This window comes from Pandoraea thiooxydans (assembly GCF_001931675.1).
In the GTDB taxonomy this organism is placed as follows: domain Bacteria; phylum Pseudomonadota; class Gammaproteobacteria; order Burkholderiales; family Burkholderiaceae; genus Pandoraea; species Pandoraea thiooxydans.
On record NZ_CP014839.1, the window covers coordinates 3,429,938 to 3,456,598 of the forward strand.

Annotated in this window: 24 protein-coding genes; 2 read left to right on the forward strand and 22 right to left on the reverse strand. The window is 62.1% G+C overall.

The window, feature by feature from the left end:
* The first annotated feature begins 154 nt into the window (after positions 1 to 154).
* Positions 155 to 985 carry a class II glutamine amidotransferase gene (locus tag PATSB16_RS15710; protein ID WP_047215012.1) on the forward strand — a complete coding sequence of 277 codons (831 nt, stop codon included), beginning with the start codon at positions 155 to 157 and terminating at the stop codon, positions 983 to 985.
* Between the two features lie 57 nt (positions 986 to 1,042).
* On the opposite strand, the gene PATSB16_RS15715 is transcribed toward PATSB16_RS15710, so the two are convergent.
* The 4 genes from PATSB16_RS15715 to PATSB16_RS15730 all read right to left on the reverse strand — a co-directional run bounded on the left by PATSB16_RS15715 (position 1,043) and on the right by PATSB16_RS15730 (position 6,448).
* Complete coding sequence (locus PATSB16_RS15715) at positions 1,043 to 1,768, reverse strand: amino acid ABC transporter ATP-binding protein (protein ID WP_047215013.1); 726 nt, start codon at positions 1,766 to 1,768, stop codon at positions 1,043 to 1,045.
* Positions 1,769 to 2,041: 273 nt separating this feature from the next.
* On the reverse strand, positions 2,042 to 3,328 hold the full coding sequence (locus tag PATSB16_RS15720; RefSeq protein ID WP_047215014.1) for a Glu/Leu/Phe/Val family dehydrogenase: 1,287 nt from the start codon (positions 3,326 to 3,328) through the stop codon (positions 2,042 to 2,044).
* A gap of 174 nt (positions 3,329 to 3,502) precedes the next feature.
* Positions 3,503 to 4,516, reverse strand: coding sequence for a LysR family transcriptional regulator (locus PATSB16_RS15725; RefSeq protein ID WP_047215015.1), 1,014 nt, complete (start codon positions 4,514 to 4,516; stop codon positions 3,503 to 3,505).
* 24 nt (positions 4,517 to 4,540) lie between these two features.
* Positions 4,541 to 6,448 (reverse strand): ABCB family ABC transporter ATP-binding protein/permease, encoded by a 1,908-nt coding sequence (locus tag PATSB16_RS15730; RefSeq protein WP_047215016.1) that lies wholly within the window; start codon positions 6,446 to 6,448, stop codon positions 4,541 to 4,543.
* A 107-nt stretch (positions 6,449 to 6,555) separates the two neighbouring features.
* Here PATSB16_RS15730 and PATSB16_RS15735 point away from each other — a divergent pair, with 107 nt between their 5' ends.
* A complete protein-coding gene (locus PATSB16_RS15735; RefSeq protein ID WP_047215017.1) occupies positions 6,556 to 6,957 on the forward strand; it encodes an acyl-CoA thioesterase in 402 nt (133 codons plus the stop codon).
* Between the two features lie 558 nt (positions 6,958 to 7,515).
* On the opposite strand, the gene PATSB16_RS15740 is transcribed toward PATSB16_RS15735, so the two are convergent.
* The 18 genes from PATSB16_RS15740 to PATSB16_RS15825 all read right to left on the reverse strand — a co-directional run bounded on the left by PATSB16_RS15740 (position 7,516) and on the right by PATSB16_RS15825 (position 26,623).
* Complete coding sequence (locus PATSB16_RS15740) at positions 7,516 to 8,280, reverse strand: enoyl-CoA hydratase (protein ID WP_047215018.1); 765 nt, start codon at positions 8,278 to 8,280, stop codon at positions 7,516 to 7,518.
* A 74-nt stretch (positions 8,281 to 8,354) separates the two neighbouring features.
* Positions 8,355 to 9,554, reverse strand: coding sequence for an acetyl-CoA C-acyltransferase (locus tag PATSB16_RS15745; RefSeq protein ID WP_047215019.1), 1,200 nt, complete (start codon positions 9,552 to 9,554; stop codon positions 8,355 to 8,357).
* Positions 9,555 to 9,576: 22 nt separating this feature from the next.
* Positions 9,577 to 12,009 (reverse strand): 3-hydroxyacyl-CoA dehydrogenase/enoyl-CoA hydratase family protein, encoded by a 2,433-nt coding sequence (locus PATSB16_RS15750; RefSeq protein ID WP_047216660.1) that lies wholly within the window; start codon positions 12,007 to 12,009, stop codon positions 9,577 to 9,579.
* A gap of 72 nt (positions 12,010 to 12,081) precedes the next feature.
* A complete protein-coding gene (locus tag PATSB16_RS15755; protein WP_047215020.1) occupies positions 12,082 to 13,866 on the reverse strand; it encodes an acyl-CoA dehydrogenase C-terminal domain-containing protein in 1,785 nt (594 codons plus the stop codon).
* 87 nt (positions 13,867 to 13,953) lie between these two features.
* Positions 13,954 to 14,547: a TetR/AcrR family transcriptional regulator gene (locus tag PATSB16_RS15760; protein ID WP_047215021.1), complete on the reverse strand. Its 594-nt coding sequence runs from the start codon at positions 14,545 to 14,547 to the stop codon at positions 13,954 to 13,956.
* Between the two features lie 148 nt (positions 14,548 to 14,695).
* Complete coding sequence (gene clsB, locus PATSB16_RS15765) at positions 14,696 to 15,835, reverse strand: cardiolipin synthase ClsB (RefSeq protein WP_047215022.1); 1,140 nt, start codon at positions 15,833 to 15,835, stop codon at positions 14,696 to 14,698.
* Between the two features lie 18 nt (positions 15,836 to 15,853).
* Positions 15,854 to 16,315, reverse strand: a complete 462-nt coding sequence (gene nudB / locus PATSB16_RS15770) for a dihydroneopterin triphosphate diphosphatase (RefSeq protein ID WP_047215023.1) — start codon at positions 16,313 to 16,315, stop codon at positions 15,854 to 15,856.
* Positions 16,316 to 16,424: 109 nt separating this feature from the next.
* Entirely contained in the window at positions 16,425 to 18,227 is a 1,803-nt protein-coding gene (aspS, locus tag PATSB16_RS15775; protein WP_047215024.1) for an aspartate--tRNA ligase, read from the reverse strand.
* Positions 18,228 to 18,278: 51 nt separating this feature from the next.
* The gene (locus PATSB16_RS15780) at positions 18,279 to 18,920 is read right to left on the reverse strand and encodes a DUF502 domain-containing protein (RefSeq protein ID WP_047215025.1); all 642 of its coding nucleotides are present in this window, start codon (positions 18,918 to 18,920) and stop codon (positions 18,279 to 18,281) included.
* A 41-nt stretch (positions 18,921 to 18,961) separates the two neighbouring features.
* Complete coding sequence (locus PATSB16_RS15785) at positions 18,962 to 19,273, reverse strand: FmdB family zinc ribbon protein (protein WP_047215026.1); 312 nt, start codon at positions 19,271 to 19,273, stop codon at positions 18,962 to 18,964.
* Between the two features lie 124 nt (positions 19,274 to 19,397).
* The gene (locus PATSB16_RS15790; RefSeq protein ID WP_047215027.1) at positions 19,398 to 20,003 is read right to left on the reverse strand and encodes a class I SAM-dependent methyltransferase; all 606 of its coding nucleotides are present in this window, start codon (positions 20,001 to 20,003) and stop codon (positions 19,398 to 19,400) included.
* The gene (gene ubiB, locus PATSB16_RS15795; RefSeq protein ID WP_047215028.1) at positions 20,000 to 21,559 is read right to left on the reverse strand and encodes a ubiquinone biosynthesis regulatory protein kinase UbiB; all 1,560 of its coding nucleotides are present in this window, start codon (positions 21,557 to 21,559) and stop codon (positions 20,000 to 20,002) included. Before ubiB ends, PATSB16_RS15790 begins: the two co-directional genes overlap by 4 nt.
* Positions 21,560 to 21,564: 5 nt before the next feature.
* Positions 21,565 to 22,215, reverse strand: coding sequence for a ubiquinone biosynthesis accessory factor UbiJ (locus PATSB16_RS15800; protein WP_047215029.1), 651 nt, complete (start codon positions 22,213 to 22,215; stop codon positions 21,565 to 21,567).
* Between the two features lie 108 nt (positions 22,216 to 22,323).
* Positions 22,324 to 23,253, reverse strand: coding sequence for a Tim44 domain-containing protein (locus PATSB16_RS15805; RefSeq protein WP_047215030.1), 930 nt, complete (start codon positions 23,251 to 23,253; stop codon positions 22,324 to 22,326).
* A 52-nt stretch (positions 23,254 to 23,305) separates the two neighbouring features.
* Positions 23,306 to 24,037 (reverse strand): bifunctional demethylmenaquinone methyltransferase/2-methoxy-6-polyprenyl-1,4-benzoquinol methylase UbiE, encoded by a 732-nt coding sequence (gene ubiE / locus PATSB16_RS15810; protein ID WP_047215031.1) that lies wholly within the window; start codon positions 24,035 to 24,037, stop codon positions 23,306 to 23,308.
* 30 nt (positions 24,038 to 24,067) lie between these two features.
* Entirely contained in the window at positions 24,068 to 24,463 is a 396-nt protein-coding gene (locus PATSB16_RS15815; protein WP_047215032.1) for a gamma-butyrobetaine hydroxylase family protein, read from the reverse strand.
* 46 nt (positions 24,464 to 24,509) lie between these two features.
* A complete protein-coding gene (locus PATSB16_RS15820; protein WP_047215033.1) occupies positions 24,510 to 24,953 on the reverse strand; it encodes an HIT family protein in 444 nt (147 codons plus the stop codon).
* Between the two features lie 14 nt (positions 24,954 to 24,967).
* Positions 24,968 to 26,623, reverse strand: coding sequence for a Na+/H+ antiporter (locus PATSB16_RS15825; RefSeq protein WP_047215034.1), 1,656 nt, complete (start codon positions 26,621 to 26,623; stop codon positions 24,968 to 24,970).
* Positions 26,624 to 26,661 lie beyond the last annotated feature (38 nt).

Here is a 26,661-nt window from a genome sequence, read left to right on the forward strand (position 1 = left end):
GCCGGCTGCCGCCGGCGGCGGCCGGCGCCATGTACGGCGAGGAACGTGAGTGCTATGCTTGAACAGCCTTTTATTGTAACGGCTGTTGGCGCCGCCGCATCATTGCCGCGGCAGCAGGGGCGACACAGCCGGGATTCGCCTACCGGGTCAGCACATGTGCCAATTGCTGGGGATGAACTGCGCCACCCCAACCGACATCACGTTTTCGTTTACCGGCTTCGCCGCGCGCGGAGGCGTCACCGATCACCATGCCGATGGCTGGGGCATTGCCTTTTTCGAAGACAAGGCATGCCGTCTCTTTATCGATCATCAGTCCGCCGCGACGTCGCCCATCGCGGAGCTGGTCAAAAGCTACCCGATCAAATCGAAAAACGTCATCGCCCATATCCGCAAGGCAACGCAAGGCCGCATCGAGCTGGAGAATTGCCATCCGTTCCAGCGTGAGCTGTGGGGCCGGCACTGGATCTTCGCTCACAACGGTGATCTGAAGGACTACCAGCCCTTCCTGAGCGGCGTCTATCAGCCGGTCGGCACCACCGACAGCGAGCTGGCCTTTTGCGACATCATGCAGGGCCTGCGCAAGCGATTTCCCGGCTCGCAGCCACCGCTCAACGAGTTATTCCACACGCTCGAGGAGATCACGCGCTCCATTACCCGGCACGGCGTCTTCAACTATATGCTGTCGAACGGTCAGGCCCTGTTTGCCCATTGCTCGACCCGCCTGCACTATATCGTGCGCCAATGGCCCTTTCAGGCGGCGCATCTGATCGACTCCGACATGACCATCGATTTCGCTCAGTACACGACCGAGGCCGACCGCGTGTCGGTCATCGCCACCGCTCCGCTGACCGACAATGAAACCTGGACCAGCTTTGCCCCCGGCGAACTGATCCTGTTCGAGGCCGGTCAGCCCACGCTGAAAACCGTGGTGCCGATACCCGACGAGGTCCGGCTGAAAAACGCGCAAAACTCCGCCTGCCTCTAGACCTTCCAAAATAAAAAAGCGCGCCGCAGCGCGCTTTGACGTTCGCTCAGGTCCAGCTCAGTGCAGGATCTTGGCAAGAAAATCCTTGGCCCGGTCCGACTTCGGGTTGGCGAAGAAATCTTCCTTGCGATCATCTTCGACGATTGCGCCGTGATCCATGAAAATTACGCGGTGCGCGACCTTCCTGGCAAAGCCCATCTCGTGCGTGACGACCATCATCGTCATCCCTTCCCGAGCCAGTTCCACCATCACGTCGAGGACCTCGTTGATCATTTCCGGATCGAGCGCCGAGGTCGGCTCGTCGAACAGCATTGCAATCGGCTCCATGCATAATGCGCGCGCAATCGCCACGCGCTGCTGCTGGCCACCCGACAGTTGCCCCGGATATTTGCCCGCGTGCGCCTTGAGCCCGACCCGGTCGAGGAGCTTCATGCCCTTCTCCATCGCCTCGTCCTTGCTGCGCCCCAGCACCTTGATTTGCGCGAGCGTCAGGTTCTCGGTGATCGACAGATGCGGGAACAGCTCGAAATGCTGGAAAACCATGCCCACGCGCGAGCGCAGCTTGGCCAGATTCGTCTTGGGCGCGCCCACGGAAATGCCGTCGACGATGATTTCCCCTTGCTGAAACGGCTCCAGACCGTTGACGGTTTTGATCAAGGTCGATTTGCCCGACCCCGACGGCCCGCACACCACGACCACCTCGCCTTTTTTCACTTCAGTGGTGCAATCGGTCAGCACCTGAAACTGACCGTACCACTTCGAGACGTTCTTGAGTGAAATCATTTCACAATCCTTTGTTGAAGACTTCTCGTCCGCCGCGTATCCCGCCGGTCCGGACGATCCCGGCATGATACGCCGCCTGTGCCCACATGCAGGCTGAAGGCGGCATATCTGTCGGCCCGTGGCAGACACGAACAGCTCGGATCGCCCTTCAACAAACACAAAGGGGGCTGTGAAAGCCCCCTTGAAATGATCATTCAAAGTCCGCCGGAACACGCAATTCTCGGACGGAGCCAACGCTGGGGCGATGGCTCCGGCATGCCGGCGAAATACAACTCAGGGATACAGGCCGCGCATCTGACGCGCCTGCAGGATTCGTGTACAGGCCACGATAAAGGCAGCGGTACGCAGCGATACCTTGTGGTCCTGGGCCACGTGCCACACCCCGTCGAACGCTTCACGCATGATGCGCTCCAGGCGGTGGTTGATCTCCTCTTCGGTCCAGAAGAAGCTGGAGAAATCCTGCACCCATTCGAAATAGCTGACCGTGACGCCACCCGCGTTGGCGACCACGTCCGGCACCACCAGCGTGCCGTTTTCGTGCAGGATGTCGTCCGCCTCGGGCGTGGTCGGGCCATTGGCCCCTTCGACCACGATCTTGGCGCGAATCTGCCCGGCATTATGTTGGGTAATCTGCCCTTCGAGCGCGGCCGGAATCAGAAACTCGCAGTCCAGCCCCCAAAATTCGCTGTCCGGAATCTTGTCGGCGCGAGCGAAGCCGCCGACCCCGCCGGTCTCGGCCACGTGCGCGAGCAGCGCCGGCACGTCGAGGCCGCCGCCGTTGTAGATCGTACCGGTGTGATCCTGCACGCCGACCACCTGCGCCCCGGCCTCATGGAACAGGCGCGCGGCAATGCCGCCCACGTTGCCGAAGCCCTGCACGATGACGCGCGCACCCTTCACTTCCAGGCCAATATGCCGGGCCGCCTCGCAGCTCACCACGAACACGCCGCGGCCGGTCGCTTCACGACGTCCCAGGCTGCCGCCCAGCGAAATCGGCTTGCCGGTGACGACCCCGCTGGCGGTGGATCCCTCGTTCATCGAGTAGGTATCCATCATCCACGCCATGATCTGCTCATTGGTGTTGACGTCGGGCGCGGGAATATCCTTGGTCGGCCCGATGATGATATTGATTTCGCTGGTGTAGCGGCGCGTCACGCGCTCGAGTTCGGCCATCGACAGCTTGCGCGGATCCAGCCGGATGCCGCCCTTGGCGCCGCCATACGGCACATTGACCGCGGCGTTCTTGACCGACATCCAGGCCGACAGCGCCATCACTTCCGACAACGTCACATCCTGGTGAAAGCGCACGCCGCCCTTGCCCGGGCCGCGCGAGGTGTTGTGCTGCACGCGATAGCCTTCGAAGTGGGCGATCGTGCCGTTGTCCAGCTCGATCGGCACATCGACGATCAGAATGCGCTTGGGACGCTTGAGGGTCTCGACCCAGCGCGACAACGAACCAAGATAGGGGGTGACGCGATCGACCTGTTGCAGGTAAATCCCCCACGGGCCCAGGTCGTCGGGTCGCAGGTAGGAAGGCAAGGCATGGGTGGTTTGGGACATCGGTGATCTCCAGCATCTGGGTTACCGCGACAGCCCCCGCCATCCAGAAGATGGCAAAGGGCCGGGACTCGTGATCCTGATTCGCGTTGCCGCATCGACGCTGTGTTTGTCGATACGACTGGGCGCACTTTAAAAAAACCCAGGCCAAGAATCCAATGCCAATTTCACATGCTTCTATGCAATTTTTGCATAATCATTCGACGATTCCGCGCTACCGGCCATGCCGCTAACGGCTTCCCATAACGCCTGCATCGCGTCGCGCTTGGCGCGATCGCGCCGGCTGCGCGCTTCGCCGAACGCCAGGCGGTCCCGATACAGGCGAATCTCCATCTCCAGATGCAGGTCGCCAGCGTTCGCTGTCCGTTCTTTAGGTGCGATGCGCGTCGCGCCATCGAGCCGTACCAATTGGCCCTGTTTCACCTCATCGGTCACGGCACTGTGCGGCAGGAAGGCCACGCCGTGTCCGGCCAGCGCCATCGATTTGAGCGCTTCGGCCATATCGGTTTCGTAGCACTTGTCCAGATGCGGCGCCGCGGCCGCATCGGCCAGCAACAAATCGGCCATGCGCCCCAAATACGCGTTCGGCGTATAGGCCAGATACGGCACCGGCGCGGCGGACGTACCCGGCAGACGGTACAAGGGCTTGCCTTGCGCATTCGTTGCGCTGTAGGGGTCGAAGGACTCGGCGCCGAGAATCAGCTTGTCGTAGCGGGCCGCATCGAGCTGCAGCGGCTGGCGCGGGTGGTAATAGCACATCAGCAGATCGCACCCGCCGTCGGTCAGCGACATTGCCGCGTCGTGCACATTCAGCGCCCGCAGCCGGCAGCGCAGCTTGCCCACGCGCTGTTCCAGGGTCTCGAGCCAGCGGGGGAAGAAGGTCAGCGACAGCGTATGCGGCACGGCAAAATCGATCACCGAGGCATCGGCCGAGCGCTGCTCGCGCAGCAGCGCTCGTGCCTCCTGGGCCTGCGCCAGCAGGGTGAGCGCCTGCTCGTAGAACACTTCGCCGGCTGGCGTCAGGTTGGTCGGGTAGCTGGAGCGATCGATCAATTCACTGCCGAGCCATGCCTCGAGCGCCTGGATGCGCCGCGAGAACGCCGGCTGAGTCACGTGCCGCAGTTCGGCAGAGCGGCTGAAACTGCGTGTCTTCGCCAGCGACACGAAATCCTCTAGCCATTTGATTTCCATGGTGCCCCTTCCCCGGTTGCAGGCTCAAGCCGATGCGGCTACCGCCGGCGCTACATCGGCTGCCATCTCGTCATCCCGATCGTCGCGCCGTTGCTGCAGCCACCACATTTGCGCATACAGCCCGCCGGCCTGCAGCAACGATTCGTGCGTGCCGCGCTCGACGATGCGCCCCTTGTCCAGCACGAGAATCTGCTGGGCATGCACCACGGTCGAGAGCCGATGCGCAATCACCAGCGTGGTGCGCTCTTGCGCGATTTGCCGCAACTCCGTCTGGATCGCCTGCTCCGAGCGTGAGTCGAGTGCCGACGTTGCCTCATCGAAAATCAGGATATGCGGGTTCTTCAGGATCGTTCGCGCGATCGCGACCCGCTGCTTTTCGCCTCCGGAGAGCTTCAGGCCGCGCTCGCCGACCATTGACTCATAGCCGGCGGGCAGGCTCTCGATAAAGTCGTGAATGTGAGCAGCACGCGCCGCGGCGATGACCGCCTCGCGATCGGCCGACGGATTGCCATAGGCGATGTTGTAGTAGATCGTGTCGTTGAAGAGCACGGTGTCCTGAGGCACGATCCCAATCGTCGCGCGCAGCGAATCCTGCGTCACTTCGCGAATATCTTGCCCGTCGATAGTGATGCGGCCGGCGTTGGCCCCGCCGGCGTATCCGACATCGTAGAAGCGAAACAACAGTCGCGACAGCGTCGACTTGCCCGACCCGCTGTGACCGACCACCGCGGTGGTGGTGCCGGCCTGGATCCTGAAATCGACGTCGAACAATATCTGCCGTGCCGGCTCATAACCGAAATTGACATGCTCGAAACGCACCTCTCCGCCGCGGCACATCAGCGGCTGCGCGCCGGGGGCGTCCGCCACCTCGCGATTGGCGTCGAGCAGCGAAAACATCCGATCCATGTCGGTCAAAGCCTGCTTGAGCTCGCGGTAGATCACACCCAGAAAATTCAGCGGGATGTACAACTGCAGCATAAAAGTATTGACCAGCACCAGGTCGCCCAGCGTCATGCGCCCGCTCATCACCTCCCCGGTCGCATGCCAGAGAATCAGCACCAGTCCGCTGGCAATGATCACCTGCTGGCCAAAATTGAGCACCGACAGGGAGTTCTGCGAGCGTATCGCGGCGTTGCGATAGCGCTTGAGATTTTCGTCGTAGCGGCGCGCCTCGAAGTCTTCGTTGCTGAAATACTTGACGGTCTCGTAGTTGATCAGCGAATCGATCGCCCGTGTATTGGCCTTCGAGTCGAGTTCGTTCATGGTGCGGCGAAAATGCGTGCGCCACTCGGTCACCCGCACGGTGAAAGCAATATAGAGCGCCAGCGCCACCAGCGTCACCACGACATAAAAAATGTCGTAATGAATAAAAAAGTAGCCCAGCACCAATCCGACTTCGATCAAGGTCGGCAAGATGCTGTACAGCGAATAGGAAATGATCGATTGGATGCCGCGCGTGCCCCGCTCGATATCGCGGCTCATGCCGCCGGTCTGCCGCTCGAGATGAAAGCGCAGCGAGAGCGAATGCAGATGCCGGAACACCTTGAGCGCGATTTGCCGCACCGCGCTCTCCGTGACCTTGGAAAATAGAATCTCCCGCAATTCAGTAAACAGCGAAGTCGACAGCCGCAATACACCGTAAGCAACGACCAGCAGCCCGACACCACCGACCATCACAAGGGCCGGCGTTTGCTGTGCGCGCGCCAGCGTCGAGAGTTGGGCGAAGCCGGTCAGATGATCGACGATATGCTTCATGAGCACGGGGACGCCGAGATTGGCAACCTTGGCCCCAATCAGGCACAGTAAAGCAAAGCCTACCCGCCCCTTGAAGTCGATCAGGTAGGGGAACAGCGAGCGAAGAATCTGCCAATCGCTGCGCGACTTGCTCTGCGACGAGGGAAGCGGCGAATCGGCGTGGGCGTACCGGCGCATGGATTTATCGAGTCGGGATTTTGAGATGAGAAACGGGTATATTCTCGCAGAAGCCGGAGCCTCGCGCTGACGGCCCCCGCAACCGCCTCTGAATCAGGATCCCCCCTATGGAATCGACCAACCTCCCTTCCCTGCCCGAGAACAAGCTGCCCACGCTGCGAGTCATGCCGATGCCGGCCGACGCCAACGTCCATGGCGACGTTTTCGGTGGTTGGATCATGGCCCAGGTCGACATCGCCGGCTCGATTCCGGCCACCGAACGCGCCAACGGACGGGTCGCGACGATCGCGGTGAATTCATTTCTGTTCAAGCAGCCGGTCTTCGTCGGCGACCTGCTCAGTTTCTACGCGCAAATCATCAAGACCGGCACCACCTCGATTACCGTCGACGTCGAGGTTTATGCGCAGCGCACCCGTTTGTCGCATGAAATCGTCAAGGTAACCGAAGCCACCCTGACCTATGTCGCCACCGACGAGCACCGCAAGCGCCGTCCGCTGCCCCCCGTGTAGCACCGCGCCCGAGTGCGGGTGCAATACGTCTCATACGTCCGATACGTAGCGAAGCACGCCATAGCGTTACCGCACTCAATCCGCGTCAAGGGGCGGCGCTCGGCGGCCGCCCCCGCCACACGTCCGTCCCGCCAGCTCAAGCCCATCCGTTGTCATCGACACCACCACGCCCTCACTGACTCTGCCGTATGCAGCGCGTCAATCAGACGAACTCGAAACAAGAAATTTTATATTTATAATCAATCATTTAAAAAATTTCCCTGGGTGAACTTTCAGGGTTTCTGCAAGCTCGCTCGTACAATCAAGCTTTCTTGCGATAGCGTTATAGGGAGGATGACCGGCGTTGAAAGGTTCGCGATACAGCTCAGTTCAACCGCCAGTCAACCTCCTAAAATTGCGATCATCATGCGTGGTTGATAGTCGCTGAGGCTACTCACAAAAAAAGCTGCACCATTCCAAAGCAAGAAAATGCAGCGTGGAGCAATCGTAAAAAAATCGGTCATTTCATGACGAAGAGCAGGCCGCATTCGCGCCGGAGCACAGGGAGTTGCAGCACGCTCAAGAAAAACGCGAGAAATCAGGCCGGCGCTTTTCGAAAAATGCCGTGAATGCCTCGCGCGCCTCGGGTGCCTGCAAGCGTCGGCCGAACTCCAGCGCCTCTTCGGCGATGCGCTCGTCCACCATGGCGTGCTGATCGCCCTTCATAAGGCGCTTGGTCGCGCGCAGCGACGCGGCTGGCAGTTGGACCAGTTTGGCCGCCTGGGCCTGGGCAAACGACAGCAGGTCGGTAGCCGGCAGGATGCGATTGACCAGCCCCATCGCATGCGCGTCGAGCGCATCGAAGGGCTCGCCGAGCAGGAGTTTTTCGGCGGCGCGCTGGTAGCCCGTCAAGCGCGGCAGCAGCAGGCTCGAGGCGGCTTCGGGGCATAACCCGAGTTGCGTGAACGGTAGCGAGAATCTGGCATTGTCGGCCGCATAGACCAAATCGCAATGCAGCAGCAACGTAGTGCCCACGCCGACCGCCGGGCCTGCCACCGCAGCGACGATCGGCTTGCTGGCGTGACTGATGTGATGCAGGAATTGGAATACCGGAGCATCTTGGCTGGTCGGCGGGTGCTTCATGAAATCTTCCAGGTCGTTTCCCGCGGTAAAGACATCCGCCTGGCCCTGGATCAGGATCGCGCGTATGTCGCTGTCGGCCTCGGCCTCGGTCAGCGCGTCGGCCAGCGCCTGGTACATGGCGGCGGTGATGGCGTTCTTCTTGTGAGCCCGGTTGAAGGTCATGCTCAGCACGTGATGGCTGCGCTCGATAAGGATGTCCATGCTGTCCCTCGTTATTGTTCCAGAAGCGTCAACGGCCCGCGCGAGCGAGCCGTTGACGTCGATGCGAAACGCGCTCAGAGGCGCTCGAAAATACCGGCGGCTCCCATGCCGGTTCCCACGCACATCGTCACCATCCCGTATTTGAGGTTATGCCGCCGCAAGGCGTGCACCACGGTGGCCGAGCGCACCGCACCCGTGGCGCCCAGCGGATGCCCCAATGCGATGGCGCCGCCGACCGGGTTGACTTTGCTCGCATCGAGGCCGAGGTCCTTGATCACCGCCAGCGACTGCGCGGCAAACGCCTCGTTCAACTCGATCCAGCCCATATCGTCGAGCGACAGGCCGGCGGCGCGCAGGGCGGCGGGGATTGCCTCCTTGGGACCGATGCCCATGATCTCCGGCGGCACGCCCCGCACCGCGAACGAGACGAAGCGCGCCAGCGGCGTCAGATTGAATTGCTTGAGGATTTTTTCGCTGACGATAATCAACGCGCCAGCGCCGTCCGACGTCTGCGAGCTATTGCCCGCCGTGACCGAGCCTTTGTTGGCGAACACCGGCCGCAGCTTGGCCAGCCCTTCGAGCGAGGTATCCGCGCGCGGCCCCTCGTCGAGCGACAGCAGGCGTTTCTTGAGATCGATCTGCCCGCTGGCCAGATTGGGGAATTTCTCGATGACTTCGATCGGTGTGATTTCGTCGGTGAATTCACCCGCCTGCTGCGCCTTGAGCGCTTTCTGGTGGGAGGCCAGCGAAAACTCGTCCTGCGCCTCGCGGCTGATCTGCCATTGCTGCGCCACCTTCTCGGCCGTCAGGCCCATGCCGTAGGCAATGCCGACGTTCTCGTCGCGCTCGAAAATCGACGGTGACAACGACGGGGTATTGCCCATCATCGGCACCATGCTCATGCTCTCGACGCCGGCCGCGATCATCACGTCGGCCTGCCCGACGCGGATGCGGTCAGCGGCCATCGCCACGGCCGTCAGGCCGGAGGCACAAAAGCGATTGACCGTGACACCTGCCACGCTGGTCGGCAAGCCCGACAGCAACGCGCCGATGCGCGCCACGTTCAGGCCCTGCTGCGCCTCGGGAATCGCGCAGCCGACGATGATGTCCTCGATCAGTTTGGTGTCGAGCTCCGGCACCTGGCCGACGGCGCTGCGCAAAATCGTTGCCAGCAGGTCGTCCGGACGCAGATGCTTGAAGCTGCCCTTGGGGGCCTTGCCGATCGGCGCACGCGTGGCGGCAACGATATAGGCGTCTTGCAGTTGTTTGCTCATGACTGTCTCCAATGGGCGGGGCTCAGTTGCGCACCGGCTTGCCGGTCTGCAACATGCCCATGATGCGTTCCTGGGTTTTCGGCATTCCCAGCAAATCGATAAAGGCACGGCGCTCCAGGGCGAGCAGCCAGTCTTCGTCGACCAGGCTGCCGGCCTCGACGTCGCCGCCGCATACGATTTCGGCAATGCGCGAGGCGATCAGGAAGTCGTGCGCCGAGATGAAATTGCCGTCGCGCATATTCACCAGTTGCGCCTTGATGGTAGAGATGCCCGAACGCCCCGCCACCGGAATGCCGGCGGGCTTGAGCGGCGGGCGGTAACCGCTCGCCGCCAGCGCGCGCACTTCGTTACAGGCCACCGCCAGCAACTCGTGCACGTTGAATACGATGGTGTCGGACGGTTTGAGGTACCCCATCTCGAGCGCCTCGAGCGCCGAGCCGGAGACCTTGGCCATCGCAGCGTTTTGAAAGGCGTTCTTGACGAACTCCAGATAGTTGGTGCTGCCGGCCGCCTCGGCTGCCGCCGCGGCGCGCAGCGCCGCTTCCTTGAGGCCGCCGCCGCCCGGCACCAGGCCGACGCCGACCTCGACCAGACCGATATAGCTCTCCAGCGCGACCACCCGCTTGGCACTTTGCAGCATCAGCTCGCATCCGCCGCCCAGCGCGATACCCGACACGGCGGGAACCACCGGCACCTGCGCATACTTGATGCGCATCATGCAATCCTGGAACTTCTTGAGGAACGGCTCGATCCCCTTGGGGCCGCCCATCATGAATGCCGGCATCGCCGAGGCCAGGTCGGCGCCCGCCGAGAAGGGCCCGCCGGGCGCGCCGAGCTTGAGCGAGGTCGGCTGCCACACGACCAGGCCCCTGTACTGCTGCTCGGCCAGCGTCACGGCCTTGAGCAATCCATCGATCACGTCCGGCCCGATGGTGTTCATCTTGCTCTTGAACGACACGATCAGTACGTCGCCCTCGCCCGCCCGGTCATCGACCCACAGGCGAACCGAGTCGCTCTCTTCGATGGTCTTGCCGAAGCTGCGCGGATCCGCGCCCGCTTCGCCATATAGCGACGCCTGGAATACCTGGCGTCGATAGACCGGCAGGGTACTGCGCGGCACGAATGCCTGCTTGGCCGGCGACCACGAGCCTGCCGCACCATGCACGCCGCCTTGCTCGGCAACCGGCCCGTCGATCACCCAGGCTGGCAGCGCGGCGTTGCTCAGCGCTTTGCCGGCATCGATATCTTCCTTGACCCATTGCGCCACCTGGGTCCAGCCGGCTGCCTGCCAATCCTCGAAAGGCCCGCTGTTCCAGCCGAAGCCCCAGCGGATCGCGAAGTCGACGTCGCGTGCGTTGTCGGCGATCTGCTCCAGATAGACCCCGATGTAATGAAACACATCGCGGAACACCGCCCACAGGAATTGCGCTTGCGGGTGGGTCGACTCACGCAGCAGCTTGAAGCGCTCGGCCGGCTCTTTCTTGAGGATGCGCAGCACCAGCTCGTCGGCCTTCTTGCCGGCCTCGACATAGTTGCCGCTGACCGGGTCGAGCACCTTGATCGCCTTGCCTTCCTTTTTGTAGAAGCCCGCGCCGCTTTTCTGCCCGAGCGCGCCCTTGTCCACCAGCGCCTGCAGCACCGGCGGCGTGGCGTAGACGGGATAGAAGGGATCGTCCTTCAGGTTGTCCTGCATCGTCTTGATGACGTGCGCCATGGTGTCCAGGCCCACCACGTCGGCGGTACGGAACGTCGCCGATTTGGCGCGGCCAAGCTTGCTGCCGGTCAGATCGTCGACGACGTCGAACGGAATGCCGTACTTCTGTGCCTCGGCGAAGACCGCCAGGATCGAGAAAATCCCCACACGATTGGCAATGAAGTTCGGCGTGTCCTTGGCTCGCACGACGCCTTTGCCCAATGTGCTGGTGAGAAACGCTTCGAGCTGATCGAGAATGGCCGGTTGGGTCGAAGGTGTCGGAATCAGCTCCACCAGGTGCATATAGCGCGGCGGATTGAAGAAGTGGACACCGCAAAAGCGCGCCTTGAGTTCGTCGTCGAATCCCTCCGAGAGTTCGGTAATCGACAGCCCCGAGGTGTTCGACGCGAAAATCGCGTGAGGTGCCAGATGAGGCGCAACCCTCTTGTAAAGGTCGTGCTTCCAGTCCATGCGCTCGGCGATCGCCTCGATCACCAGATCGCACTCCTGAAGTTTCGCCAAATCGTCTTCATAGTTGGCGGCTTCGATAAACTGCGCGCTGCGTTTGACTCCGAACGGTGCGGGATTGAGTTTCTTGAGCGACTCGACTGCTTTGAGAACGATGCCGTTCTTCGGGCCTTCTTTGGCGGGCAGGTCGAACAGCACCACCGGCACTTTGGCGTTAATCAGGTGCGCCGCGATTTGCGCCCCCATCACACCAGCGCCGAGTACGGCGACCTTGCGGATAATCAGATTGCTCACAGTTTCCTCCTGAAATTGGCGTGTCTGGCCCGGCGGCGCGGCGCATGTGTGCCGCGCCGGCACGTTCACCGATCAAAACAGCTCGGCGTCGAGTTCCATCAGCGATTTGGCGCCGGCGCGTGCCGCACGGATGTGATAGGCGGTCTCGGGCAGCAACTTGGCAAAATAGAAGCGGGCCGTAGCCAGCTTGCTTGCGTAGAACGTATCGCCGCTGCTCTGCTTGTCGAGGGCGATGCGCGCCATGCGCGCCCAGAAATAGGCGAATACGAGGTGACCGACCACACGCAGATAATCGACCGCGGCGGCGCCCGCCTCATCCTGGTTGCTCATCGCTTTCATGCCGATTTCCATCGTCAGCTTCTGCACCTTGTCACCAAGATCGGCGAGCGGATTGACGAACTCCTGCATCTCTTCCCTGGTGCCTTCGCGCTCGACGAAGTCCTGCACCAGTTGGCCGAATTTCTTCAACTTGGCGCCCATGTCGCCGAGCACCTTGCGGCCCAGCAGATCGAGCGACTGGATCGTGTTGGTTCCTTCGTAGATCATGTTGATGCGCGCATCGCGCACGTATTGCTCCATGCCCCATTCGGCAATATAGCCGTGGCCGCCGTATACCTGCATGCCCAGGTTGGTGCAAAGGAACGCATTGTCGGTGAGAAAGGCCTTGATGACCGGCGTGAGCAACGCCACGAGGTCGGCGGCTTCCTTGCGCGCACTTTCATCGGCATGCGAGAGTTCGCGGTCGATTTGCAGCGCGGTCCAGTAAGAGAAGGCACGCGCACCTTCGGCATAAGCTTTCTGGGTCAGCAGCATGCGCCGCACGTCCGGATGAACGATAATCGGATCGGCGGGTTTGTCGGTCGCCTTGGGGCCAGTGAGCGAACGCATTTGCAAGCGCTCTTTCGCGTAGACGAGCGAATTTTGATAAGCCACCTCGGTCAGCCCCAGGCCCTGCATGCCGACGCCCAGACGCGCGGCATTCATCATGATGAACATCGCGTTCAGGCCTTTGTTCGGCTCGCCGACCAGCCAACCCTGTGCGTTATCGAGATTCATCACGCAGGTGGCGTTGCCGTGGATGCCCATCTTGTGTTCGATCGAGCCGCACCGCACCCCGTTGCGCGCCCCCGGATTGCCGTCGGCATCGGGAATGAACTTGGGAACCACGAACAGCGAAATGCCTTTGGTTCCGGGCGGCGCATCGGGCAGACGCGCCAGCACGAGATGGATGATGTTGGCGGCCATGTCGTGCTCGCCAGCCGAGATGAAGATCTTGGTGCCGCTGATCGAATACGAGCCGTCCGCCAGCGGTTCGGCCTTGGTCCGGAGCAAACCCAGATCCGTTCCGCAATGCGGCTCTGTCAGGCACATTGTGCCGGTCCATTCGCCGGAGACGATCTTCGGCAGATACAGACGCTGCTGCTCGGGCGTGCCATGCGCATGCAGGCATTCATAGGCGCCGTGCGACAGGCCGGGGTACATGGTCCAGGCCTGGTTCGCCGAGTTCAGCATCTCGTAAAGCGCGTTGTTCATCAACATCGGCAAACCCTGTCCGCCGTGCGCAGGATCGCACGCCAGTGCCGGCCAGCCGGCTTCCACATACTGGCGATAGGCCTCCTTGAAGCCTGTCGGTGTTTTCACCTCGCCGTCGTGATATTGGCAACCTTCACGATCACCGACCTGATTCAGCGGGAACACGACTTCGCTGCAAAACTTCCCGGCTTCCTCGAGAACCTGGTTGATGGTGTCAGCGTCGACATCGGCATGCGCCGGCAACGCTTTCAGCTCTTGTTCGACATTCAGCAATTCATGCAATACGAACTGCATATCGCGCAGCGGCGCCGTGTACTTTCCCATAACAGTCTCCGAACTAAATAAAGCTACCTGTTTCGCCCAACGGGATCGGTATCGGTGCCGCACCAGCAATTGCGCGGCGCCGAATCCTCACCCGCTTTGATATGACAAAATCAATTTCTCCAGCGCGATCCTGGCTATTTCGACCGCGCCCGGCTCTCGCAAAAACCGTGCGTCGTGGTGCAAGCCCAGCGTCAGGCTGTACATCTCGAACAGCATCAGGTGCGGATCGGCATCCTGCCGCAAATGACCGACTTCCTTGGCCTGCGTTATCGCTCGCAATAACGCTCGCCGCCATGCCTGCACGCTGGCGACCAACTGGTCGCGTACCGCGCTCTCGGCGCGATCGTCGTACTCCACCGCCCCGCTGATATAGATGCAGCCTGTCGTCACTTCCCGGATACGCTTGTCCATCCACCGGTTCACCAGCGCTCGCAAACGCGGCAAGCCGCGCGGCAACACCATGCTGGGGAAAAAAACCTCTTCCTCGAAGCGTCGGTGATATTCCCGGATGACCTCGACCTGCAGATCCTCCCGAGACCCGAAATGCGCGAACACGCCGCTCTTGCTCATTTGCATGCGATCGGCCAGCAACCCGATGGTCAATCCCTCGAGTCCATCCCGGCCCGCCAGTTCAAGTGCGGCATTCAGGATCGCAGCCCGTGTTTGTTCGCCTTTTCGCATAACTTTTAACCGCTCGCACACGTTGAAATAAAATCGAACGGCCGTCCTATTATTGTGTGGGGCCGCATGCCAAACAAGCAATTTATTAGAAATCGTTTTCTAAATCCATCGACGTTCGGTGGTGTTTCCGACGTATCGATGGTTCGGCTCACTCATATTTGCCGTTTGTAATGATTTTCATGCTGAGGCGATAAAATAGATATGCACCCCAACTGGCCAGGCGTCGGGGTAGCGCACGCCCGGCAAAGCGCGCGGGGTCAATCCGGTGCGCCTGCTCGAATGCGGCGGCGATGCGCTGGCGCAACTCCGGGACCAACGGATGATTCAGGACTACGACATTGGCTTCGTGATTGAGGAACAGGCTGAACGCGTCGAGATTCGAAGAGCCAACCGTTGCCCAGTGGTTGTCGACTACCGCGACCTTGCCATGCAATTGAGTGCGATCGTACTCGGCGATGCGAACCCCGGCCTTCAGCAGCTTGCCGTATAACGAGGGAACGGCAAGATCGAGCAAGGGGAATTCCTTGTGCCCGATCAGTACGGCAACCTGAATGCCGCGCCCGGCCGCAGCGACCAACGCGCGCCGCACGCGCCGGCCCGGCACGAAATACGGATTGGCCAGCCAGACCGTTTCACGGGCATGGCCGATCGCCATCAGATACGCTTTTTCAATCGCGCGCCGATTTCGAATATTGTCGCGCGCGGCAAACGCCGCCATCGGCTCGCCGGTCGGCTTCAGGCGGTAGCGTCGACGTCGGATCAACGGCCCCATATCGCCGGGCGACAACCGTTGCCATTGCATATCGAACGCCCGCCAGATGTCGTGCACGATAGGGCCCCGGCATCGCACGGTGAAATCCCAGCGCGGTTCCGGTAGTTTGCCGCCATGCACATCGACATCGTCGATGATATTGATGCCGCCGACGAAACCATACAGGCGGTCGATGACGGCGAGCTTGCGGTGAGTGCGCGAAAAACCCTGCTTGCCGAACAGGCGCGGGTTATAGACACGGTGCGCGATGCCGCCAGCGGCCCAGTCGGCAAATAGGGGCAAGCCGCCGGTACCGATGCCGTCGGTGATGACACGCACCGTCACGCCACGCTGCGCGGCCCGCAGCAGCGCCGCCGAGACCCGTTGCCCAACGGTATCGTTGGCGAAAATATATGTCTCCAGCACGACTTCCTGCCGGGCCTGCTCGATCGCATCGATCAAGGCCGAGAAATATGCCGGCCCCTGAAACAGCAAATCCAGTTCGTCGCCTTGCCTGAAATGCAGCCGGGTCTTCATGCCTTCTCCCGGCCCGCCTCAGCGGACCCGTTGCGGCAATTGCCGAATCGCCTCGGCATTGGACGGCGAGAAACATTGCGCCGCAGCCTCCTGCCAGGGCATCCACCGGTATCCGACATGCTCGCGCGCAGACAGGCTCACCGCCGTGCCCGCCGGCACTTGCAGGCCGAACCAGTGCTCGGTGTTGCGCGTGACGCCAGGCGCGTAGCGATAGCGCCAGTGGGGATAGATGCTGTATTCGATCGTGTGATGCCAGTCGCAAAGATTCTCGGCCGGCACCGCAGCGCTGCCGACCACGATGCCGGTTTCCTCCCTCACCTCGCGTGCCGCGGTCTCAAGCAACGGTTCGTCGTGCGCATCCTTGCTGCCGGTGACGGACTGCCAGAAACCGGTTGGCTCGACTCGCTCCAGGACCAGCACGTCAAGTTCCGGCGTGTAGATGACCACCAGCACGGATTCGGGGATTTTGAACGGTTTCATGCAGCGTCAACTGTCGGAATAGAGACTCCATTGTAAAAGCCCCCGGCGCAATGCTCAAAAACAAACGCCCCAGCCTGGGCTGGGGCGCGTTGAGCTGGGGAAGGTCGCCTCAAACCTTGGGCGATTCGGCTTGCCGCAGACGGATATGCAGTTCGCGCAACTGCCGCTCGTCGACCGGCGACGGCGCCTGCGTGAGCAAACATTGAGCACGCTGGGTCTTCGGGAACGCAATGACATCGCGAATCGAATCGGCGCCGGCCATCATGGTCACGATGCGATCGAGGCCGAAGGCGATACCACCATGCGGCGGCGCGCCATATTGCAGCGCATCGAGCAGGAAACCAAACTTCGCGCGGGCCTCGTCGTCGCTGATCTTGAGAGCCCGGAAGACCTGGCTTTGCACGGCCTCCTGGAAGATCCGCACCGACCCGCCGCCGATTTCCCAGCCGTTGAGCACCATGTCGTAGGCCTTGGCCAAACACTTGCCGGGGTCGGACTCCAGATAAGCGATATGCTCGTCCTTCGGGCTGGTGAACGGATGGTGGCTCGCCACCCAGCGGGCATCTTCTTCGTCGTATTCGAACATCGGAAAATCGACGACCCACAGCGGCTGCCAACCGGCTTCGAACAGGCCATTGCTGCGGCCAAATTCGGAGTGCCCGACCTTGAGACGCAACGCGCCGATCGCATCGTTGACGATCTTGGCCTTGTCGGCGCCGAAGAAAATAATGTCGCCGCCCTGCGCGCCGGTGCGCTCCAGAATTGCCGAGATCGCTGCGTCATGCAGATTCTTGACGATCGGGCTTTGCAGGCCGTCGCGCCCCTTGCTGACGTCGTTGACCTTGATCCACGCCAGCCCCTTGGCGCCATAAATCTTCACGAATTCGGTATAGCTGTCGATCTCGCTGCGCGACAACTCGGCGCCGTGCGGCACGCGCAGCGCGACCACGCGCCCGCCCTCGGTCGTCGCCGGGGTCGAAAACACCTTGAAGTCGACGTCAGCCATCACGTCGGTCAGCTCGGTGAATTCCAGCTTGACGCGCAAGTCGGGCTTGTCCGAGCCATAGCGGCGCATGGCTTCGCTATGCTGCATCACCGGGAACTGCGCCGCGAGTTCGACATCGATGGTGTTCTTGAATACGCGACGGATCATGTTTTCGAACAGATCGCGAATTTCCTGTTCGTCGAGGAACGCCGTCTCGCAATCGATCTGGGTGAATTCGGGCTGGCGGTCGGCACGCAGATCTTCGTCGCGGAAGCACTTGGTCACCTGGTAATAGCGATCGAACCCCGCCACCATCAACAGTTGCTTGAACAGCTGCGGCGACTGCGGCAGCGCGAAGAAATGGCCGGGGTTGACACGCGAAGGCACCAGATAGTCGCGCGCGCCTTCCGGCGTGCTCTTGGTGAGCATCGGCGTTTCGATGTCGATAAAGCCCTGCTCATCGAGGTATCGGCGCGCTTCCATGGCCACCTTGTAGCGCAGGCGCAGGTTGTACTGCATCTGCGGGCGCCGCAGATCGAGCACGCGATGCGTGAGGCGGGTGGTCTCCGACAGGTTCTCGTCGTCGAGCTGGAACGGCGGCGTCACCGATGCGTTGAGCACGTTGAGCTCATGGCAAAGCACCTCGATCTTGCCGCTGGTCAGATTGGCGTTCTCGGTGCCGGCCGGACGGGCTCGCACCAGACCGACGATCTGCAGGCAGAACTCGTTGCGCACGCTCTCGGCCGCCTTGAACATCTCCGGGCGATCCGGGTCGCAGACGATTTGCACCAGGCCTTCGCGGTCGCGCAAATCAATGAAAATGACCCCACCGTGATCGCGGCGGCGCTGCACCCAGCCGCACAGTTTGACGGTTTGACCGAGCTGCTGCTCGGTCACCAGACCACAGTAAGAAGTTCGCATCGACATGTTGGTATTCCGTTCTTAAAAATCAAAGCATCACTGCATGACCGACGACCGCTACATGGGCGGGCCGGGCCGGTGACGCGGGTTGTGCAGGGGGGCAACCACGCCCATCGACACAATATATTTGAGCGCGGCATCCACACTCATATCCAGCTCGATCACATCGGCTCGCGGCAGCATCAGGAAGAAACCCGACGTCGGATTCGGTGTGGTCGGCACATAAACGCTCACGTAATCGCCCTGCAGGTGATTGACGACATCGCCGCCGGGCACGCCGGTCAGGAACGCGATGGTCCAGGAGCCCGCGCGCGGGTACTGCACCAGCAAGGCTTTGCGAAATGCGTTCCCGTTACTCGAGAGCAGCGTATCGGAGACCTGTTTGACGCTGCCGTAGAGCGAGCCGACCACGGGAATGCGCCGCAGGATCGCCTCCCACCATTGCACCAGCTTCTGGCCGATGAAATTGTGGGCCAGCAGTCCGACGACGAAAATGAACGCCAATGTCAGGAACGCGCCAAGTCCGGGGATGTGCATCCCGACCAGCCGCTCCGGCTGCCAGCCCTGCGGCAACAGCAGCAGGGTCTGATCCATCGTGCCGATGATCAGACCGAGCACCCACAGCGTGATGGCCAATGGCACCAGCACCAGCAAGCCGGTCAGGAAGTAGGTTTTCAGCGCGGTTTTCTTGATGGACATGGCAAGACCCGTTTAAGCGGCGAAAACAGTGCGACGCGGCATCAATGGCATGCGCAGGAACCGCCGCATCCGCCACCCGCATCGCCGCCGGATTTGCCGGCGCTGTCGCTCGCGCCGGACGACGTCGAATCACTTTTGGTGGTGGAATCGGGCGCGGGCGATTTGCTGGCGCCGCCCTTGAAATCGGTTGCGTACCATCCCGAGCCCTTGAGCTGAAAACCAGCCGCGGTGAGCTGCTTCTTAAAGGTCGGGCGACCGCATTCGGGACACTCCGTCAACGGAGCGTCGCTCATTTTTTGCAGAACATCTTTGGCGAAACCGCAAGATTCACAACGATAGGCATAAATAGGCATGGCTCTTTCCAGTTGGAAAATCACGCAAAGCCTTGAATTATAACCGCTTGTTTGGCTTTTCGGGGATCGTCTCGCGAACCCGCGCGCCACGGTTCGCACAAGCGGCCCGGACGGCCCGCGCCCGTTAGCGGCGCTGCCAAACCATCCATCGCTCCCGCCCCGCGAAAACCGGCAACGAGTCGTCGACCGGCGCTTCCTGCACGAGTGAGAACGCCGGGGATAGCAACGCCAGCAATGTCGCGCGGTCCATCCCGAAAGGCGGCCCGCCGGGCGTATCGCCAAGAAAGAAGAACCCCGCCAGGCGGCCGCCGGTCGGCAGCAATTCGCCCACACGCCGCGCGTATGCTGCGCGCAGGTGCGGCGGCAGCGCGCACAGGAACGCCCGTTCATACACCCAATATACGGGCTTTGCCGGCTCGAAGGTAAAAAAATCGGCTTGCTGCACATGCGCGCCGTGGCGGCCCAGGCCGGCTCGCGCGGCCGCTACCGCCGACGCGGAGAAATCGATCGCACTCACCGGCCAGCCAAGCTCAGCCAGCCAGCCGACCTCGTGCGCCGCGCCGCATCCGGGAATCAGCGTCGACAGCGGGGCCGGCTCGGCACCGACGAAGTCGCGTACTGCCTGCGGCACGCCCCCGGCGTCCCAGGGTGTGAAAGCCTGCTCGAAACGCTCGTCCCAAAAAGCAGGATCGCCCGGATCACGATTGGTGAATTGTGGCTTGTCGCTCATGCCAGAGACATCCACAGGAAGGTGAGAATGACGCCGACGGCGACGCCGCCCAGCAGGTACAGCGCGCTGCCGATCAGCCGATTGGTGCGACGCTGCTCCTCCAGCAGCGCACGCAGCAGTGCGTCGTTCGGCGGCGCCGCGTGAGCCGACAGCGCCTGATGCACGAGGCGCGGCAATTGCGGCAGCGTCTTGCTCCATTGGGGAATCTCGGCCTTAAGTCGGTCCAGCCATCCCCGCAGGCCGAGCTGCTCGCTCATCCAGCGCTCGAGATACGGTTTGGCGGTTTTCCAGAGATCGAGGTCGGGATCGAGCTGCCGGCCGAGTCCTTCGATATTGAGCAGCGTCTTTTGCAGCAGCACCAGTTGCGGCTGAATCTCGACGTGAAATCGGCGCGATGTCTGGAACAGTCGCATCAATACCATCCCGAGCGAAATTTCCTTGAGCGGGCGATCGAAGTATGGTTCGCACACGGCCCGAATCGCCCCCTCCAGCTCTTCGACGCGCGTATCGGGCGGCACCCAGCCCGATTCAAGGTGCAACGCGGCGACGCGGTGATAATCGCGCCGGAAGAATGCCAGGAAGTTTTGCGACAGGTAATTTTTGTCGAACTCGGACAATGCCCCGACGATGCCGCAGTCGAGCGCGATGTAGCGGCCGAAAGTGGCCGGATCGATGCTCACGAGAATGTTGCCCGGATGCATGTCGGCATGGAAAAACCCGTCGCGCAGGAACTGCGTGAAGAATATCTGCACGCCCTCTTCAGCGAGTTTTTTCAGATCGACGCCGGCTTCACGCAGCACCTCGACCTGACTGATCGGCACGCCGTGCATGCGCTCCATCACCAGCACGTTGCTGGAGCTGTATTCCCAGTACATCTCGGGCACCAGCAGCAGGTCCGAGTCGGCGAAATTACGACGCAACTGGGCCGCGTTGGCCGCCTCTCGCATCAAATCGAGTTCGTCGTGCAGGTATTTGTCGAATTCCGCGACCACCTCGCGCGGCTTGAGGCGCTTGCCGTCGGCCCACAGCCGCTCGATCCAGCCGGCGACATCGCGCATCAGCGCCAGATCACTGTCGATCACCGACAGCATGCCCGGGCGCAAGACTTTGATCGCTACTGCCTTGCCGGCATGCGACCCCACTTTGAGGCGCGCAAAGTGCACCTGGGCGATCGATGCGCTGGCCACCGGAACTCGCTCGAATTCGTCGAAAGTGTCCTCCAGGGGCCCGCCGAGCGATTTTTCGATCAGTCGCACCGCCGTGTCGGAATCGAATGGCGGCACCTGATCCTGAAGTCGAGCCAGCTCGGCTGCGATATCGGCCGGCAGCAGGTCCCGGCGGGTGGAGAGCACTTGTCCGAATTTGACGAAAATCGGCCCCAGACTCTCGAGCGCCAGGCGCAGGCGCTCGCCGCGCGGGGCATCGAGCTTGCGGCCAAAAGTGCCCAGTTTGACCAGCAGGCGTATGCCGCGATGACGCACGCCTGACAAGGCGACCTCGTCCAGCCCATAGCGAAATATCGTCAACCCGATTTTGGCGATACGGAAAATGCGCATCGTTCTTATTGCTCCTCGTCGGGCCGGGACGAACGGGACGATGCCCGTGCAGGCGTCTCGCGGTTCAGTCGCTCGAGGCGCTTTTCAAGGCGAGCAAGATCGTCACGCATGCGCGTGACCTGCGCGGAAAACTCATCCAATTCGGGGCGCCGCACCAATTGAGGGTTCTCCTCGACCAGATAGTCGACCAGCGATTCCACGGCGGTCCTGCCGGTGCGTTTGGCATGGTCGGCCGCGGCGCGTGCCGTCTCGGTCAAGCGATGGGCAGCGGTGTCGCCAATCAGCCGGCTCAGATCCTCCGCCACTTCCCAGCGCAAATGCTGCGCCAAATAGGAAATGGTGTTGGCAAACTCCGCATCGCCCTCGATTTTCACATGCTTCATGACCGCGGCTTGGCCGCCCGCCGCAAAGTCACTCAGCGCGGAGAGCGGCACTTCGATGCGCACATTGCTCGCGGACTGTGCCGGCACCTCGTCCTGAGCCCGAACATAGCCGTCCTCCGTGACTTGCAGGTGCAAGGTGATTAGCGTGACGGTCAACTGGGCGGTGTGGCCGGCATGCTGGCTTAGCCGCTCGCGCGCCCACGATTCACGCGCGAGCAAGTGATTTATGGCAGCAGCAAATGGCCTGGCGGCAGGTTTGGCGGCAACGGTCATGGGAATACTGGCAGGAATAAGAAAGCCCGCGCTGGGCGCGGGCTCTCATTGTACGGCAGGTAAGCCGATTCGACGGCGGATTCGCTCACGCGAACATGCGAGGCACCGTCAGTTCAACTGCTGGATACCGGCCAAGAGCCAGCCACCGCCGCCCGCAATGGGCTTGGTGAGATTCCAGACCTCGTTGAACGGCTCCGCCGGCGCCCCCTCGCTCTCCCGCAGAAGGCCGGAAAAGCGCACGCTGGCCATATGCTCCGCACCGGCCTCGTCGATGCCAAGCAGCTCGGCGTCGAGCTTGACGACGTCGGTGCGATTGACACCAGGCGCACGCTCGTCGAGATCCATCTTGATTTCCGCGTACATCTCGGGCGTCGTGAACTCCCGGATGTCCGCCATGTTGCCAGCGTCCCAGGCCGCTTGCAGACGGACGAAATTGACCTTCGCGTGGCGCAGGAACACGTCAGTGTCGAAATCCGCAGGCACGCCCCACGGCTGGCCTGCAGCCAGGCCGCCGGCCCCGCCGGGCAGCGGACTCACCGCCGGCGATGCCGAAACCTCGCGCAGCGCCGGTTGTGTGTTTGCCCCGTTGGCGTAGCCACCGTTGGCGGCGTAGGCCGGCTCAACTGGTCTGCTGCCGCGCAGGCGGCGAATCAGCCAAATCACCGCGAAGGCAATCAAGGCGATCACGATCGCATTGGCCAGCATTTGCGCCGCGGCACCGGCCAGGCCGAAGTGGGACAGAAGCGCGGCAATGCCCAAGCCAGCGGCGATGCCGGCAAGGGGCCCGAGCCACCGGTTGCGGGGCTGGGTTTGAGCCCCGGCCGCGGCCGGCGTCGCAGCCGAACGGGGTTGCTGCGCCTGCGCCGGCGCTTGCGTCGACTGGGGCGCCAGCTGACGCTGCGTCACGGTCGACGACTGCTTGCCGATGCTGCGGCTGCCGCCCATGCGCCGCGCTTCGGCATCATTGGCCACCAGGCCCAGGGTCAACACACCGGCGACGAATCCCAGCAGAACTTTGCTTCGCACGAACTGCAGCATAGACTCCGATTTCTCCATAACTTGTCGATAGATGGCGTTTGGCGCGATGCCGTCAATATTTGGTACCGACGTGCAGCGCCACCACCCCTGCCGTCAGATTGAAGTATTCGACCCGCTCCAACCCCGCTTGTTCCATCATTTCCTTCAACGCCTCTTGATTAGGATGCATCCTAATAGACTCGGCCAGGTAGCGATAACTTTCGGCATCCTTGGCGATACGCTCGCCCAGCCAGGGCAAGACTTTGAAGGAATACGTGTCGTAGACCTTTTCGAGCGGTTGCCAGACCTTGGAAAACTCGAGCACCATGACTTTGCCGCCCGGTTTGATGACACGTCTCATCTCAGCCAGCGCGGCGTCCTTGTGCGTCATGTTGCGCAGGCCAAAGGCCACCGTGACGACATCGAAATAATTCGATGGAAACGGAATCTTTTCCGCGTCGCACAGCAACGTGGGCGTCACGACGCCATGATCGAGCAGGCGATCGCGCCCGACCCGCAGCATCGATTCGTTGATATCGGTCAGCCAGACTTCCCCGGTCGGGCCGGCCCGCTTGGCAAAAGCGCGCGCCAGATCACCGGTGCCGCCGGCGATATCGAGTACCTTGAAGCCGGGCCGCACCGCCGCACGGGCGATCGTGAACGCCTTCCATGCGCGATGCAGGCCCCCCGACATCAGGTCGTTCATTACGTCGTACTTGGCGGCCACCGAGTGAAACACGCCGGCCACTTTCTCGGCCTTCTGAGTTTCGTCGACAGTTTTGAATCCAAAATGCGTCTGTGCCATGCCCTTCTCCAAAATCCCCGCCGCGCAGCGTCAGTGCCGTCCGGCCGTCATCGGCGCATCGCGCTCGACGCCGGCGGCGGCCAGTTTATTCAGATATTCCTGCCACAGCGCGGCTTGCCGCACGCACAGGTCGAACAGGTAGTCCCAGGAATAGATGCCGGTGTCGTGACCATCCGAGAACACCGGCTTCACAGCGTAATTGCCCACCGGCTCGAGTGCGGTGATCTCGACATCCCGCTTGCCGGTTTGCAGCGTCTCCTGCCCTGGCCCGTGCCCGCGCACCTCGGCCGAGGGCGAATAAACGCGCAGCAACTCGAAGGGCAGTCGATATGAATGCCCATCTTCATAGGCCAGTTCCAGCACCCGCGACTGACGATGCAACGTCAGGGAAACCGGGATGGGGGTGTCTCGTTCAAGGCCGCTCATGCGCCGCTCCGCAAGTGTCAAACAAAAAAACCGGGCCGTCAGGGTATCACGCCTGAGCGCCGCCGAAGGTGTTTTGCAATTCTGCCACGACGGCCTCGCGCAGCGCCGGCAACCGGGCCCGCCGGGCACTCAGCGCCGTTGGCGCGATCTCCCGCTGTGGCGAGCTCCACACCGAGCCCGGGAAATGCGGGTCGTCGCCAAAACGCGGAATCACATGCCAATGCACGTGCGGCACCTGGTTGCCCAGACTCGCCAGATTTACCTTGTCCGGCGCCAGAGCCTTGCGCTGCGCGCGCTCGAGCGCGAATACCGCCTGCATCAGATGCTGCTGCTCGGCGGCCGTGAGATCGGACATCTCGGCGACGTGGGCGTGCCAGATCACGCGGCAAAATCCGGGATAACCGGCTTCGTCGGCCAGCACCACACGCAGTCTGGCGTCGCGCCACAGCAGCTCGCCGCCATCGGTTTGGCAAAAGGGACAATTCGTCATGGAGTAATTCAGTGTCAAGGATTGATGCGCCCCGCGCCAAGGGCAATTTCAGCATAGTCGATTTCGCGCAGAATCTCGCGCAGGGTCTCGTCATTGATACGATGAGTGACGCGCAAGCGGGCCAGTTCGGTACGCTCGGCCTGCAACGCGCTGCGCCGCAGCGCCCGTTCGACCTCCACCACCCTTCGCGCGTGCGCACGCGTTTCATCGGCACCGACGGCCGCCTCCATGCGTGCGCGGTAGCGCACCATGACGCGCGCGGCAATTTCGGCGCATAACGCCCGATCGGCCTCGTCGCCGCTCAGTGCAATCTTTTCCTGAGTCTCGTCGATGGCGCGAATCGCCGCCTCCGCGGCGCTCGCTCGCGCCTCGCGCGCCTCACGCTGGAGCGGGTCCTCGTCCCGCGCACGCATGCCGCGCAGCAGCCATGGCAAGCCGATACTGCCGGCCAGCAGCGACAGCAAAATCACGCCGGCAGCCAGAAAAATCAACAGATCCCGGCCCGGAAACGGCTTGCCGTCGAGCATGGCCAGCGGCACCGACAGCGCGGCGGCCAGCGTCACCGCGCCTCGCACGCCGGACAGCGAAATCAGGCTGATCATCCGCGTACTCACGCGCAGCGGCTTCTCGCCCCGAAAACGTCCGACGAAATTGATCGCGCGCCAGGCAACGAAGACCCAGCAAAAGCGCAAAATCACCAGCGCCAGCGAGATGGCGACAACGTAAAACAGCAATTGCCCGACACGCTCGACGGTTGCAAAGTGCCCGTTCGGCCGCACCGCGGCGCGTACGATATCAGGCAATTGCAGCCCAAGCAGCACGAAGATCATGCCGTTGAATACGAACTCCTGCATCGACCAGACCCCGGTGCCCATCACGCGGGTGGCGCTGCGACTTGTCAATACGTCGGTGTAATTAACCGTCATGCCGGCGGCCACTGCAGCCAGAATGCCGGAAAAATCGAAATGCTCGGCCAACAGATAAGCCGCGAATGGCAGCAGCAGGAGCAACAGAATCTCGGTGGCGGGTTCCTCGCTATTGATCGAGAAGAATCGGCGCCGCAAAAAGGAAAAGAGCCAGGTCAGCGCCCAGCCGGTGGCCAGGCCGCCAAGCGCTACCACGAAAAAGCTGAGTGTCGCCGCGCGCCACGAAAACACGCCGGTAAGGGCGGCGGCCAGCGCAAACTTGAACGCCACCAGGCCCGATGCGTCGTTCATCATCGCCTCGCCCTCGAGCAAGTGCATCAGGCGCGAGGGCATCGTCAGCCGGCCGGTCAGCGCCGACACCGCGACAGCGTCGGTCGGCGAGAGCACGGCCGCCAGGGCAAACGCCACCGCCAACGGAATCACCGGAATCAGCCAATGGATGAACCAGCCGACGCCCGCCACGGTAAACAGCACCAAGCCGAGCGCCATGGTCAGAATCGGCACCCGCAGGCGCCAGAACTCACGCTTGGGGATACGCCAGCCATCGACAAACAGCAGCGGCGGGATGAATAGCAGGAAAAAGATGGCAGGATCGAGCGACACATGCAGGCCCCAGCCCGGCCACGCGAGCGCCGCGCCGACGGCGATCTGCACCAAAGGCACCGGCACCTTCACGAAACTGACCAGCACGCCCGTCAGGCCGACGGCCACGAGCAGGATCAGCGACGTCAACACCGCATCCATCGGGGTGCCTACGTCGCCCAGGGCCGCTGTGCGCGACG